Raw genomic sequence first — 14,631 nt, 5'->3', positions numbered from 1 at the left:
GTAATTGGGTGATATTGGTTAAGGATTGAACCGGTTTCATGCAGGGAAGCGTTGTTATGGGCGAGCGAATGGCACGGACGGGCGCGCAGCTGCTGGTGGATTGCCTTGCCTTGCAGGCGGTGGACCGCGTCTTCTGCGTGCCGGGCGAGAGCTACATCGCCGTGCTGGATGCCTTGCACGACAAGCGCGACGAGATCGAGCTGATCGTCTGCCGCCAGGAGGGCGGGGCGGCAAACATGGCGGAGGCTCACGGCAAGCTGACCGGTCGTCCCGGCATCTGCTTCGTGACACGCGGGCCTGGAGCGACGAACGCATCGATCGGCGTCCACACCGCTTTCCAGGACTCGACGCCGATGATCCTGTTCATCGGCCAGGTCGGGCGCGATTTCGCCGACCGCGAGGGCTTCCAGGAAGTCGACTTCCGAGCGATGTTCGCGCCGTTGGCGAAGTGGGCGGCGCAAATCGACGACCCCGCGCGAATCCCCGAATATCTGCATCGTGCCTTCCAGACGGCGATGGCCGGACGGCCCGGACCCGTCGTTCTGTCGCTGCCGGAAGACATGCTCAGCGCGGTCGTCGAAGGTGAAATCGACCTGGGGCGGCGGGCCGACCCGCTGCCGGCCGCGCCCCGCTCGGATCAGGTCGCCGATGCCATGGCGATGCTGGCGAAAGCCCAACGGCCGATGGTGATCGCGGGCGGCGGCGGCTGGACCACGCAGGCCGGGCGCGACCTCGTCGCCTTCGCCGGCCGCAACCACGTGCCGGTCGCGGTTTCGCTGCGTTGCCAGGATTATCTGCCGAACGCTGACACCTGCTTCGTCGGCCATTTCGGGATCGGGGCTGAGCCCAGTCTCGTCAGGCGCCTTGCCGAGGCCGATCTTCTGCTCGTCCTCGGTCCGCGGCTGGGGGAAATGACGACGGCGGGCTACACGCTCCTGGCCCCGCCGCGACCAGCCGCGAAGACGTTGGTTCACGTGCATCCCGATCCGGATGAACTCGGCCGGGTGTACCAGGCCGATCTGCCGATCAATGCCGCGGCCAGCACGACGATCGCGGCGCTTGCGGCGCAGGCGCCCATCGCGGCGCCGGCATGGGCCGAATGGGCGCGCGCGTGCCGCGCCGACTACGAGGCGAGCCTGGTCCCCACAGCGCAGCCCGGCCAGGTGAATCTGGGCGAGGTGATCGTGCAGCTTCGCGAGGCGTTCCCCGACGACACCATCATCTGTTCGGGAGCCGGCAATTACACCGGCTGGCTGCATCGCCACTGGCCCTTCTCCACCTACCGCACGCAGCTCGCCCCGACCTCGGGCGCCATGGGCTATGGTGTGCCGGCCGCGGTGGCGGCGAAGCTCGCCTTTCCGGAGCGCGAGGTGGTGTCGATCGCCGGTGATGGCTGCTTCATGATGAACGGGCAGGAGCTGGCGACGGCGGCGCAATATGGGCTGAAGATCGTGTTCATCGTCGTCAACAACGGCATGTACGGGACCATCCGCATGCACCAGGAGCGCCATTATCCGGCACGCGAAAGCGGCACGGCGTTGACGAACCCCGATTTCGTCACGCTGGCGCAGGCCTATGGCCTGCATGCGGAGCGCGTGGAAGCGACGGGCGATTTCGACGCGGCGCTGCAGCGCGCACGCAGCGCAGGCACCGGGGCACTCATCGAGCTGGTGACCGATCCGGAGGCGCTCTCCGTCCGCTCGACGCTTTCGAAGCTGCGCAGCAGCTCGTTGGAGCGTCTGGCCCGGACCGCTTGAAGGAATTGCAGTGCCATCGACCGGCAGAGGATTAAGATGTCTTCCGATCAGTTCTTCTGGTCCGCGCTCAGCGCGGAAGAGCACGAGCTCCAATATAATCCGCAGGCAGCGTTCCCGGATTTCAAGGACGCCCAGGCAGACCGGGCGCCGATCAATGCCGAAGCCTTGGCGCGGCTGGAACGCCATGCAGACCTGTCCTATGGCGAGCATGCTCTGCGCAAGGTCGACATCTATCCCGCGCCGCGGAAAACCGAGCCGAGCCCGGTCCATATCTTCTATCATGGCGGCTATTGGCGTGCGCAGGACAAGGAGAACTTCGCCTTCGTCGCCGCTCCGCTGGTGGCGGCCGGGATCACCACCGTGATCGCGAATTACGAACTCTGCCCGGCTTCGACGCTTGACGGCGTGGCGGAATCCGCGATTGCGGCTCTGGCCTGGGTGAGACGCGAAGCGCACCGTTTCGGTGGCGATCCCGGGCGCGTCAGCCTGTCCGGGCATTCGGCGGGCGCCCATCTCGTCGCAGAATGCCTCGCGCATGACTGGGCGGCGGAGGGCGTCGATCCGGGCTTCGTCAGCGGCGCGGTGCTCATCAGCGGGATCTACGATCCGCGACCGGTCATGCCGACCAGCGTCAATGCGGATGTGCGCCTGACGGAAGAGATCGCAAAACGCCGCGATGTCGAGCGGCGGGACGTGCGTGTCAGATGTCCGGTCACCGTCTTCGTGGGCGGCCTCGAGCCATGGCATTGGATCGATCAAAGCTACCGCTACTCGCATCATCTCCACCGCAGCGGCATGAATCCGGAAGTCCACACGCTGCCGCGCTGGGGCCATTTCGACATCCTGAACGAGTTCCGTGAACCGGGAAGCCCGATCCTCGAGGCGGTCGTCGGACAGTCCCGCTGATCTCTCGGAGGCTCGGCGCGCGCAACACGGGTAAGGACGGACGAATGGCTCGCCGATACAGACTAACCGCCTACGATATCGGCGCGCCGGCCACTTGCAGGCTGGAGCGCGACAATATCGCCTTCGCGTTCGCGCAGGCGGGAGAAGTTGTGATTGGCGACTGCCGGTTTGCTGAAGGGGACGGCGGGTTCGCGCGCCCGGGAGATCTCGTTGCCAGCTCCGGCTGTGCCTGGCTGTTCGAGCTGACGCCTGAGGGTTCTGTCATACGCGAAGGCAACGGATTGTCGCCGGTGCTGTCCCGCATCGTCACCTTGCCCGAGGGTGACTTCATGCTCCGTGCGGATCGTGTCGGATCCGGAGCGGGAGCGAGAACGCCCGCTCATCGCCACCGTGGCCCAGGCATTCGCAGGCTGCTGACGGGATTGCTGCTCGCCGATGTCGGCGACCAGCTCGACCGCGTCGGGCCCGGACAGGCCTGGTTCGAAAGCGGGCATGAGACGGTCATCGGGACGAATATCAGCGGCGCCGAAAACGTTTTCGTTCGCGTGATGCTGCTGCCGACCGCGCTTGCCGGCGGCGAAAGCTCGTTCATCCCCGCCAATCCGGAAGAAGCCGCAAAGCCGCGCGCCGTCAGACTTCATCTATTCGGCGAGTGCCTGTTGGCACCGACGGCATAACGCCGAACCTGCCGAGCGTAGCGACCGCAGGCCCTTGGTCAAACCGTAGCATCGCGCTCAGCTGATTTGAGACAGACCCGACAAATGCCTCGGAGGGAGGTTTCCACCTCGTTGGCGTCCAGCGCTCCCTTGAGATCCATTGCTGGATCAGACGCTTGTGACAGCCAGCCCAGCACGAGGATGGTCGACGGCATATGACGGCGAAGGCGCTTGATGGCATATTTCATGTGAGCCGTACTCTGCGCACCGAGATAGCAAAGGCAGATCAGGGCCGGCTTCTGTTCAGCGAGTTGAGCAAGCCCCTCCGCTGACAGCGTGCTCGGCGGAAGAACCTTCGCGGCCAGGCCGTGCTTCTCCATGATCTGATTCAGCATCAGCGCAGCCGCCTCATCGAGCTGCGACTGTGCGCCGATACAGATTACGCGATCTCGGCCTTTGAAGGCCTCGCCCAGCGCCTCCTCGGCGAGCACGGGCAGATCGGAGGTTCCTTCGCTTTCATCTGTTTGTTCGACGGCCGCCTCGCTCTCCGGATCGGTTGTTGCAGCGGTGGGTCCTGGTCGCCGGTCGTCGTGGTCCGACAGATCGTCGACGACCTCGCGCACGGTCGCGAGAATCTGGTCTCGACGACTTGCGTCGAGAACGCCGCGCGCCTCGTCCGCCGCGGCGAGACGTAGGCCTTCGAGCGCGACTTCATCGTAGTATGCGGAAAGCGAGCGTTCCTTCAGCACCTCCTCGGCCTTGTCGGCCGCTTCTGCCGGGTCCCCTGCGAGGATGCGCTGATAAAAGATCTCCGGTGCCGAAAGCGGCGGTCGGTCACCCAACATGACGTCCAGGAACTCCAGCCGTTCGACGTGCCGGCCGAGAACCACGAGGCACACCGTCAACGGCGTCGCCAGAACGAGTCCGATGGGACCCCATAGCCAGGTCCAGAATGTCGCCGCGACGACGATGGCGACGGGCGACAGGCCGGTGGAGCGGCCGTAGGCCAACGGTTCGATCACATGGCCGACAATCGGTTCTGCGATCAGGAACAAGCCGGCCGTCAGCAGGAGCATCGTCCAGCCGGGATCGACCGATGCCGCGATCACCATTGGAAAGACCGCTGAGAGAACCGCTCCGAGGTAAGGTATGAACCGAAGGATTGCTGCAAGGATGCCCCATAGCAGTGAGCTGGGAACACCTATGGCCCAAAGGCCGCAACCGATGACGATGCCGAACACCGCATTGACGATCAGTTGAGTAAGGAACAGCCGGCTTAGACGTCTGGCCGCGTCGTCGAATGCGGCGGTGGTCTTTTGCAAGTCGTGGGTGCCGGTCAGCCGTATGAAGCGGTTTCGAAGATCTTCCCGCTTCAGAAGGATGAAGATCACAAAAATCAGCACGATTCCCGTCGTGGTGAGCGGATGGATCAGCGGCGACAGAAATGCCTGCAGCGTTTCCATCGCGCCGGGCTCAGGTTGGTGCACCTCGACGGGAATCGGACGGCCCTCCCGAGCGCCCGCGGGCGGCTCGTTGGCAGGGGGGAGTTCCGGCTTGGGACGATCAAGTTCCTTGCCCAGGTCTTGCAGGACATCCGCAGCCCGGCTGAGAACTCCGCTGCCGGCTTCCGAACCTTTCAGCGCGGCGATCTTCGCGCGCATCGTGCTCTGGTAGATCGGCAATTGACCGGCCAATTGCGTCGCCTGGCCGACCATGGCCATGGTCAGGATGGCCAGTCCCGCGAATGCTATCAGGACAACCGTGATGACCGCCAGGGCACGTGGGACGCGGAGCTTCTGCAATCCTTTGACCAGCGGCGCCAGGACAAAACTGAACAGGACCGCAAGCGCCACCGGGACGAAGACCTCTCGTCCGAAATACAGCGCGGCAATGATAAACGCTCCAATGGCAAGGCTGGCGACGCCGTCGCTGGGCGACTTCGCTGCTGCACTCGGGGTAGCCGATGAAGTCACGATCTCGCGCATCTTTCATTTTCCTTGGACCGCGATGTCGGCTCACCATCCGACGGGAAAGATCTCACGATGCAGGCTGTCAGCCTCTACTTGGTCTCTGTTTTGTTCGATTGAGATGGGGCCTCTTGTGATGAATGTGGGGTGAAGCGGAATCTGAGCGCGGACTGTCTTCGACCAACCATGAGAACCCGAAACCGAGCGGAACGCCCTGATTGTCCCGTAAGTCAATTCTTTGGCTTGTTCGGTGGAGCAGAGTCGCCAGCCGGAACCGACCAGGTCGCGGTCCACGTCTCGCTCAATGTTCGATTTCGCGATCTGAGGAAGATTCTGAGTTCGGCCGATTGGCCGTCAGGCAGGGTCGCATCGACAATCGCGCGCACCCCCTTGAGCGGCGTGTTGAACGCAAGGATTTTGGAAGTAATCGCGCCGCTCGTCGTCGTGGCGACGAGCTCCAATCGCTCTGGCTCGTTCCGGTAGTAGGCGAGGTCGCCCCCGGCAAAATCGATGATGAATCGCTTTGTGCCGTTGCCATCCACCACACCATCTTCGACATCAGAGCCATTGAAGCTCTGTTGCGCCTGCGCGTAGGGGTGCAGATGCCATGTCGCCGATATCGCAGAAATGCGATACCGGAATTCGGCGGGCCGTCCGATGGGCAGGGGCGTGTTTGGGGTCCAGCACGCAACCACATTGTCGAACGCTTCGTTCACCGTCGGGATTTCGATGAGATCGATCCGGCCATCCCCCCAATCTCCCTGCGGCTGCACCCAGTAACTCGGCCGCGCATCGTATCGCGCTTCCAGATCCTGATAGCTGCCGAATTCCCGGTCGCGTTGCATGAGGCCGAAGCCGCGCGGGTTCTTGTCGCCAAAGCTCGATATGCGCAGCGCCTTTGGATTGCGGATGGGACGCCAGATCCATTCGCCCCCGCCGGACTGCATCATCAACCCATCGGAGTCGTGAATTTCAGGCCGGAAATCTGTTCGCTGGGCCAGATCGCCCTCGCCAGCCTGAAACATGGATGTCAGCGGTGCGATGCCGACCCGCGCGATCTCCTTGCGAGGAATGATCGTCGCGGTCACATCCACATAGGTTTCCCGGCCTGGGCTGACGACGTAGCGATAAGCTCCGGTGACCGAAGGAGAGTCCAGGAGTGCGTAGATCACGAGTTCGGTCGTTTCGCGCCAGGGCTCCTCGAGCCAGAGCGCCCGCATAAACGGGAACTCCTCGGGCTGCTTCCCGCCGACGTCCAACGCCAAAGAGCGAGCCGAAAGCCCATAGCGATGCCCCCGCCCGATCAGGCGAAAATAGCTCGCGCCCAGGAAGGAGATGACCTCGTCCTGCACCTTTGGGTCGTTCAGATTGGTCGTCACGGCGAAACCCGCAAAACCGAGCGCGGGTGAGAGCCCCTTGGGAACCGGCACCTTGCCGTATTCGAACAGCCCGGTCGTGAACGGTATCGGGACCGCGGTGCCGTGATTGATGATGTGAATCTGGACCGGCTTGTTGTGAAGAAAACCTAGATGGAAAGGCAGGAGCCGGAAATCCGAACCACCATCGCGCCAGAACGCCTTGTCGCGACGAAAGCGGATTTCCCGGTAGCTGTCATAGGTCAGCTTCGATAATTCGGCCGGAATCGCGGCGCTTTCGGCATCGAAAGGTCGCTCCGCCAGCGCCAAAGCTTGCTGAACGACGTTTTCGTAGCCGAAGCCCTTCCTGGCATCTGCCGTCGATTGAGCCTCCGCTGAGCGGTATCCCATCGCCCAGGCGCTGGACAGCAAGGCGAGGATCCTGCGACGGGACGGTGTGGACACGACAGACTCCTGACCCCGGGAAGGATAACGACCACGCTACGGGTAAGCCTCCAACTGCAGCGAGGTTTCCGGGTTCCAGACGAGCCATTGCGGCCACGCATCCGGAGGTCCGCAATGTCCGCTTCTGGTACCTGAAGGAGGCGGGACCCGGGGGCTTGTAAACTGAGACACTCGCCCTTTTGGGCGGTCGCGTTGAGTGCGGCGCCGATCGCCTGATCGAAAAGGCCGCTGCCGACGTTTTACAAAGGCAATCCGAAACGACGCCCGAGTCTCAGAACGACCGTGGCGCCCGCGGCCAAAGCTGTTGCAAAAACCCAACCCGAAAGGGCGCCCGCTGAAATCCCCGACAGCAAGGTGCCGACGGTGCAGCCGAGGCCGATCACCGTTCCCCAGCCGAGCAGGACGCCGCCGGTAAGGCCGCGCAGGATTTGGCCGATGCTTGGCCAGCGAGGCTTGAACTCCCCAGCAAGGAGGGCTGCGATAAGCGCTGCCACAACCAGGCCGGCGATGAATAGGCCGTTCGGTGTCAGCAAGGCGTCACGGATGATGGTGGCGCAGCCCCGGAAGCTGTCGAGGCCCTCCAGGCGCGAAGGCAGGAACTCGAACGCGGCAGCCAATTGGCGTGAGCGCGAGCCGATCTCGGCCGTCACCCCGAGCGGCGACAGGCGCAGATAGGCGCCAACCCCGATCAGGCCGACAAGAAGGCCGCCCAGCCAGGCCGGTCAACGCTGCCGGAATACGGCGACGAGAGGATCGCGCTCCGGCAGTTCGCGCCGCGCGGGGAGGGGGCGAGCGCGCAGCAGGAATAAGGCTAGCACAGCCAGAACGGCGAGCGAGGCGACCAGCGCGCCGCCATAGCCGAGGTGGCGAGGCAGCCAAAGGATGGGCGCATCCGCGATTGTCCAGAGATAGAGCCCGTTCCAGCTTCGGAAGCCGATGATGAAGCCGCCCACGGCGCCGATCAGGGCAAAGGGCGCTGTCGGAGAGCCTTCGCCGAGGCGATAGAGATGGGCGCTGAGGCAGGAACCTGAGATCGCCATCCCCGCGCCGAAGGCGAGGCCCGCGAGAACAAGCGCGAGGCTGACCGGCCCGATATGGGCCGTCGGAGGCAGGCGCGATCCTGATGGGTCTGGCAGCCAGGCACCGAAGATCAGCGTATAGCCGGTGATGCCGATGACGAGAGCCGTGATGATGCCCAGGAGGCCGCGCGGGTCGCGCCGGTCCAGCCAGTCACGCCAGATGCAGAGGAAGCAGAAGCGCGATCGCTGGATCACGAAGCCGAATGCGGCGCCGAGGATCAGGGACAGCTGCAGCTGCGGCGCCGGATCGCCATCGCGGCCGACCGCGACGATGGCCGCCGCCAGCGCTCCGGCAAGGCAGAGCGCGATCACGATGCCCCAAGGGGGGCCGGAAAGGCGATGGGCCGCGGCGGCCGGGCCCGCCATGGTCGCTTCGCGGGCGCGCTGATACTCCAGTGCGCCGCTTTCTTCGGATATGCTCATCGAAGCGAAGGCGGCTTACTTGCCGCCCCACACCGTGCCGGCGGGGTTGCTGATCGGCAGGCCGACGGTGTTGCCGTACTCGGTCCAGGAGCCGTCATAATTCGCGACCTGATAGCCGAGCACGCGCGATAGGATGAACCAGGTATGGCTCGAACGCTCGCCGATGCGGCAGGTCGTGATGACCGGCTTCGAGCCGTCGATCCCGACATTGGCGTAGAGCTTCTTCAGCTCCTCGGGCGACTTCAGCGTGCCGTCGGCCTGGTTGACCGCCTGCGCCCAGGGCACGTTGACGGAGCCGGGGATATGTCCGGCGCGCAGCGCCAGCTCCTGGAAGCCCGCCGGCGCGATGATCTTGCCGGAGAACTCATCGGCCGAGCGGATGTCGAGCACGCGAGCCTCCGACTTCTTCTCGACGGTCGCGACGACATCGGCGAGGCGGGCGCGCAGCTTCCGGTTCGGCTCGGCGACGGTGAAGGCAGAAGCCTTGATGGCCGGGGGATTGGTCGAGACCGGGCGCTTCTCCAGCTCCCACTTCTTGCGGCCGCCATCGAGCAGCTTCACGTTGTCGCGCAGGCCGTAGATATCGAACACCCACGCGCCCCAGGCGGCGAACCAGTTGTTGCTGTCGCCGTAGAGGACGATCGTCACATCCTTGTCGAGGCCGAGCTTGCGGGCGAGCGCCTGGAATTTCTCAGGTTTGGCGATGTCGCGCTCGACCGTGTCGACGAGGTCGGTATGCCAGACGACGTTCTGCGCGCCGGGGATGTGCCCGCGCTCATAGAGGCCGGGCTCGACGCTGACCTCGACGATCCGCACCTTCGGATCGCTAAGGTTCTTCTCCAGCCAGTCGGTGGTGACGAGCGGGCCGGAATTCGCGAGCGCGACGCCGCCGAGCAGCAAGGTTGCTGCGAGCGAGAGGACGCTTCGGCGCAGCAGGGACAGGGCGGACATGGCGCGATCTCCTTCAACTGAATGGGTTCGCCATGATTTCGCCACAGAGCGATCAGCGGAAGCCGAACAGGATTTTTTTGTTTGACCGCTGCGGAGAACGAAAAAGTCGTACGACCTAGGTTTAAGAAAACGCCGCGGCTCGACGGGCCGTTTGCCCCTGCCCATTCGCCGGGCTCGGCGCCGCATTGTGTGGTCTTCGATCTTGTTCGGCGGCAGGTCCGAAGGCGAAGGCGCGCGCGTCGCCCTGTGCGCGGGAATCTGCGGCAGAGCAGCCTCGTGCTGCGTTGTTCGGCAAGCGGCAAGCGGGAAATCTGGATGGCCAAGGATCTGCGCCCCTTATGCCGGCGCCGCTGAGAGGCGCGCCGACGAGGCAAGGCAGACAAAAAGGTCGATTCCCGATCCGATCCGCCCGGCAGGCGGCACTCGATAGACCTGAGAAGAGAATTCCCCCGGAGCCGTGGACGGTGGAAGTCTTTCCACAAACGAACGCCGTCGAGCAGATAATCTACTAAGTTAGTAGTCTAATATTGACGGCCTGGATGCGCCCGCTCCAACAATGTGAGCGATCGCCTTCAACCCTTTAAACCCGCCGCGAATCTCTGCGGGCGGCGAGCTGTCGCGAGTGCTGCATGGTCCGGAAATCAGTCGATATCGCGGTTCTCGGCCTCGGCGCCATGGGTTCCGCCGCCCTGTTTCAGCTCGCGGCGCGCGGCGCGAAGGTCCTCGGAATCGACCAGTTCAGTCCGCCGCATCAGCTTGGTTCGAGCCACGGCGAAACGCGGATCACGCGGCTTGCAGTGGCGGAAGGCAGGGAGCTGGTGCCGCTGGTGCGGCGATCCCACGAGATATGGAAGGAACTGGAAGCACGCACCGGCGAGAGCCTGTTCGGCCAGGTCGGCTTCCTGGCTGTTTCTGGCGGCGGGCCGGGCCAGGGCTCCGGAGATTATGTCGATCGCGTCACCGCGGTCGCGCAAGGGGAGGGGATCGACCACGAAGTCGTCGATGCCGTCGAAGCGCGACGCCGCTATCCCTGGCTGAACGCGGCCGAGGGCGAGCGGGTCTATGTCGAGCCGGAGGGCGGCTATCTGCGGCCGGAGCACTGCGTTTCCGCGCAACTGCGCCTCGCCGTCGCGGCAGGTGCGCGGCTGTCGCTCGACACCCGCGTCCAGGCGATCGTTCCGGAGGGTGATCATGTCGAGCTGAGGACCGACCATGATACGATCCGCGCGGGCCGCGTCGTGGTGAGCGCGGGGGCCTGGGCGAGCAAGCTGCTCGGCCCGGACTTCACCAGCCTGCTGCGCCCTACGCGCGAAATCCTTCACTGGTACGGTCTGGAGTCCGCGGCCGCCCGCGAGTGGAAGGACGCACCGGTTTTCATCTGGGCGTCAGGCGAGCGGCAGGGCTTCTACGGCTTTCCAGCGATCGACGGCTCGGTGAAGGTTGCGCATGGGGAGAAGTCCGTTTTCGTCGACCCGGACCATTTCGACCGTTCGAGCGACGAGGCTGAATCGCGGGAGTTTTACGCGAAGGCGATCGAAGGGCGGCTCGATGGCCTGAATGTCGATGTCTCGCGTCGCGCGACCTGCCTCTACACTGTTTCGCCCGATGGCGGCTTCGTCATCGATCGATGGCCGCGCAGCGAGCGCGTTCTCGTGGTGTCGCCATGCTCAGGGCACGGCTTCAAGCATTCGGCCGCGATCGGCGAAGCCGTGAGCCAGCTTGTCCTGGATGGCTCAAGCCGTATCGACCTGTCGTCCTTCCGGCTGGGACGTTTCGACCGACGCGATGGCCGTGACGCTAAGCTAGGGTAAGTCTGCTGCGCGCGGCTTGCCCGATCTTCAACACGTCGCGGCGGGCGAGCGGCGATCGCGAGCATGACCGCCACGCCAGGATGGCACCAGGTGGCGCAAATCGAAACCGAAGCGACACATGCCTTCGTAATGACGCCCGAGCTAGCTGATCTCGATCCTCTGCCGCTTGCGCAGCGCCTGGTAGAGCGAGGCACCCTTCACGGCGAGGAGCAGCACGAACGTCAGGATCATGATGATGAAGGCCGCCGCTGCGATCGCCGGGCTGATGTTTTCGCGCAGCGACGAGAACATCTGGCGGGCGAGCGTCGTCTGGTTGGGGCCGGCGACGAACAGCGTGATCACCACCTCGTCGAGCGAAGTGGCGAAGGCGAAGACGGCGCCGGTCAGGATGCCCGGCATGGCCAGCGGCAGCGTCACGCTTCTGAAGACCTTGACCGGGGATGCGCCGAGACTAGCGGCGGCCCGTTCCAGCGCCGGATCGATGCTGGCGAGCGAGCTCGCGACATTGACGAGCACGAAGGGCACGCACAGCACGGCATGAGCGATGATGACGCCGAGATAGCTGGAGGCCAAGCCCATGCGGGCGTAGAGGATCTGCATGCCGACGCCGAGCACCACGGCAGGCACGACCATCGGCAGCAGGAAAACCGAGCGCAGCAGCCCGGAAAACGGCACGAGCTCGCGCCTCAGCCCGAGTGCCGCCAGTGTCCCGATCACGGTCGCGACGACTGTCGCGCCCGTGCCGATGATCAGCGAATTGACGATTGCGCGGGTCCAGGCCTGGCTTTGCGCGAGCGCGCCGAACCAGCGCGTCGAGGGACCGGTGATCGGATAGACGAGGAAGACGCTGTCGGTGAAGGCGAGCGGCAGGATCGCGACGAGCGGCAAAAGCAGGAAGGCGACGGCCAGCGCCCCGAAGGCGAGCCTCAACGTGTTGAAGGCCACGCCGCCCGGACGAATCGAAGCCCCGCTCATGTCTGCACCAGCGGCGTGCGCGAAAGCCGATTGTAGACGATGTAGAGCACCGTTGTCGGCACCAGCAGGAACAGGCCGAGCGCGCCAGCCATGCCCCAGTTGGCCGTTCCCGTGGCGTAGAAGGCGATGACCGAGCTGATCATCTGGTCGCCCGCTCCGCCGGTTAGGGCCGGGGTGATGTAGTAGCCGAGCGCCACCATGAAGACGAGCAGCGAGCCCGAGAGCAATCCGGGCATCGCAAGTGGCAGCAGGACGTGGCGGAAGGCTTGCAGCGGAGCCGCGCCCAGCGCCGCGGCGGCCGGCATCAGGTTGCGCGGGATTGCGATCAGGCTGGCATAGATCGGCAGCACCATCAGCGGCAGCAGCACATGCGTCATGGCGATCAGCACGCCGGTGCGGTTGTAGATGAGCGAAAGCGGCGAATCGATCAGCCCGATCGCACGCAACGTCTGGTTGATGAGCCCGTTATCCTGCAGCAGGATGAGCCAGGCCGCCGTGCGCACCAGCAGCGATGTCCATAGCGGCAGCAGCACGGCAATGAGCAGCGCATTGCGCTTCCACCCGGATACGCTCGCCGCCAGCATCGCGAAGGGCAACCCGATCGCCGCGCAGAGCAGCGTCACCTGTGCCGCGATGATGAAGGTGCGCAGCATGATCGCGCGGTTGACGACGAAGTCGGACTCGACCGGCTCGATCCGCGCATCGTCATTGCGCTTGAGGTCGACCGCCGCCAGCAGATTGGCGTCCGTATAAGCCGGCATGCTGCGCTTCAACGCCAGCCAATAGGCTAGGTCGCCCCAGCGCGGATCGACCGTGACGAGGTCTGCCACGTCGGTTTCGCCAGCTTCCCGTACGGCACGGGCCGTGCGCGGCAGCAGCGTGCGGAAGCCGGCCTGCTGGCTGTTGAGCGTGCGCACGGCATCGCCGAAGCGCTCCTGCGGCGTGTCGGCCCGCAAATCCCGGACGAGTGCAGCTTGCAGCGGGGCCGGCGGCGGGCTGTTGCCATTCCAGCTCGCGATGGCGATTGCCGTTTGCGGAAAGGCCAGCCGAACGGTGCCACCCTGCACCGCAGTGGAGACCATCATCCAGAGCGGCCAGAGGAAGAACAGGCCGAGGAACACCACCAGCGGCAGGATGAGGAGCGTTGCCCGGAGGCGCGCGCTCATGGTGCCACCAGCGAGCAATCGCCGGGTGCGAAGCTGGCGAACGCCCTGCTGCCGATCGGCGGTGCCGCATCGCGGCGCCCGGCCCTGGCGACGAGCCGGCTCTCGCCATAGGCGAGGTGCAGGCGGATGTGATCGCCATGATAGACATGGTCTTCGATCGTCACCGGCAATGCGTTCGCAGCAGCATCCGGCACGAGATGCAGCATTTCAGGACGAACCGAGACCATGACGTCATGGCCGGCCTCAAAGGCTGCCGCCCTGTCGCAGGTCACGCTCCCGCCAGCCGCAAGCGCGATCGTCGCGACCTCGCCCTGGCGCTGCGACACGCGCCCCGCCAGCAGATTGGTCTCGCCGATGAACTCGGCGACGAAGCGTGTCTGCGGCCGGTCGTAGAGGCCCGACGGCGTATCGAATTGCTCGATCTTTCCGCGGTTCAGCACGGCGACACGATCCGACATGGTCAGCGCCTCGCCCTGATCATGCGTGACGAAGATCACCGTCAGCCCGAGCTCGCGATGCAGCGCGCGGATCTCGAGCTGCATATGCTCGCGCAATTGCTTGTCGAGCGCGCTCAGGGGCTCGTCCATCAGCACGACCTTGGGCTCGTAGACGAGGGCGCGGGAGAGCGCGATGCGCTGCTGCTGGCCGCCGGAGAGCTGGGAAGGCTTGCGGTCGGCGAGTTGGCCAAGGCGCACGAGGTCGAGCGCGCGCTTCACCCGCGTCTCGCGCTCCGCCCGGGCGACGCCCCGCATCTTGAGCGGAAAGCCGACATTCTCCGCGATCGTCATGTGCGGGAACAGGGCGTAGTTCTGGAAGACGACGCCCATCTCACGCTTGTGCGGCGGCAGATGCTCGACGCGCCGTCCGTCGACATGGATGCCCCCGCCGGACGGCGTCTCGAAGCCGGCGAGCATCATCAGGAGCGTCGTCTTGCCCGAGCCCGATGGGCCGAGCAGGCTGACAAACTCGCCCCGCGCGACATGGAAATCGAGCGAGTCGACCACGGTTACCGTGCCGAATACCTTGCTGATGGCCTCGAAATGAATGAACGGATCCGGATCTCGCAAAGGATCAATATTCCCGTGACGGATGAGGCGAAGCCGTTGCGGCCGCGGCGAGG

At 64.9% G+C, this 14,631-nt stretch carries 10 protein-coding genes and 1 pseudogene; 4 read left to right on the top strand and 7 right to left on the bottom strand.

Annotated elements, in window-relative coordinates:
* The first annotated feature begins 56 nt into the window (after positions 1-56).
* From AC2FAN_RS01735 to AC2FAN_RS01725, 3 genes are read left to right on the top strand one after another with little or no spacing between them, the layout of a single operon-like run.
* Entirely contained in the window at positions 57-1,757 is a 1,701-nt protein-coding gene (locus AC2FAN_RS01735; RefSeq protein WP_476807244.1) for a thiamine pyrophosphate-binding protein, read from the top strand.
* 36 nt (positions 1,758-1,793) lie between these two features.
* Positions 1,794-2,663: an alpha/beta hydrolase gene (locus tag AC2FAN_RS01730; protein ID WP_485172489.1), complete on the top strand. Its 870-nt coding sequence runs from the start codon at positions 1,794-1,796 to the stop codon at positions 2,661-2,663.
* A 44-nt stretch (positions 2,664-2,707) separates the two neighbouring features.
* Positions 2,708-3,340, top strand: a complete 633-nt coding sequence (locus AC2FAN_RS01725) for a hypothetical protein (protein ID WP_476807242.1) — start codon at positions 2,708-2,710, stop codon at positions 3,338-3,340.
* 38 nt (positions 3,341-3,378) lie between these two features.
* Here the strand turns inward: AC2FAN_RS01725 and AC2FAN_RS01720 are convergent, their stop codons facing one another.
* From AC2FAN_RS01720 to AC2FAN_RS01705, 4 genes and pseudogenes are all read right to left on the bottom strand, one after another.
* Positions 3,379-5,304, bottom strand: coding sequence for an AI-2E family transporter (locus AC2FAN_RS01720; protein ID WP_485172488.1), 1,926 nt, complete (start codon positions 5,302-5,304; stop codon positions 3,379-3,381).
* A 212-nt stretch (positions 5,305-5,516) separates the two neighbouring features.
* Positions 5,517-7,106 (bottom strand): OpgD/OpgG family glucan biosynthesis protein, encoded by a 1,590-nt coding sequence (locus tag AC2FAN_RS01715; protein WP_485172487.1) that lies wholly within the window; start codon positions 7,104-7,106, stop codon positions 5,517-5,519.
* 239 nt (positions 7,107-7,345) lie between these two features.
* Positions 7,346-8,551: pseudogene (locus AC2FAN_RS01710) on the bottom strand (YeeE/YedE family protein).
* Between the two features lie 72 nt (positions 8,552-8,623).
* On the bottom strand, positions 8,624-9,559 hold the full coding sequence (locus AC2FAN_RS01705) for a sulfurtransferase (RefSeq protein ID WP_485172486.1): 936 nt from the start codon (positions 9,557-9,559) through the stop codon (positions 8,624-8,626).
* Positions 9,560-10,188: 629 nt separating this feature from the next.
* On the opposite strand from AC2FAN_RS01705, the gene solA reads away from it, so the two are divergent.
* Positions 10,189-11,370: an N-methyl-L-tryptophan oxidase gene (gene solA / locus AC2FAN_RS01700; RefSeq protein ID WP_485172485.1), complete on the top strand. Its 1,182-nt coding sequence runs from the start codon at positions 10,189-10,191 to the stop codon at positions 11,368-11,370.
* Between the two features lie 141 nt (positions 11,371-11,511).
* On the opposite strand, the gene AC2FAN_RS01695 is transcribed toward solA, so the two are convergent.
* Genes AC2FAN_RS01695 through AC2FAN_RS01685 form a run of 3 tightly spaced genes read right to left on the bottom strand, consistent with a single transcriptional unit; the run spans position 11,512 to position 14,578 of the window.
* Complete coding sequence (locus AC2FAN_RS01695; RefSeq protein WP_485172484.1) at positions 11,512-12,345, bottom strand: ABC transporter permease; 834 nt, start codon at positions 12,343-12,345, stop codon at positions 11,512-11,514.
* A complete protein-coding gene (locus AC2FAN_RS01690) occupies positions 12,342-13,511 on the bottom strand; it encodes an ABC transporter permease (RefSeq protein ID WP_485172483.1) in 1,170 nt (389 codons plus the stop codon). Before AC2FAN_RS01690 ends, AC2FAN_RS01695 begins: the two co-directional genes overlap by 4 nt.
* Complete coding sequence (locus tag AC2FAN_RS01685; protein WP_485172482.1) at positions 13,508-14,578, bottom strand: ABC transporter ATP-binding protein; 1,071 nt, start codon at positions 14,576-14,578, stop codon at positions 13,508-13,510. Before AC2FAN_RS01685 ends, AC2FAN_RS01690 begins: the two co-directional genes overlap by 4 nt.
* Positions 14,579-14,631: the final 53 nt, after the last annotated feature.

This window comes from Allobosea sp. RIT-PG3_2 (assembly GCF_057321085.1).
Note: the sequence above shows the minus strand (reverse complement) of the source record. Positions and strands in the feature narration are given on the sequence as shown.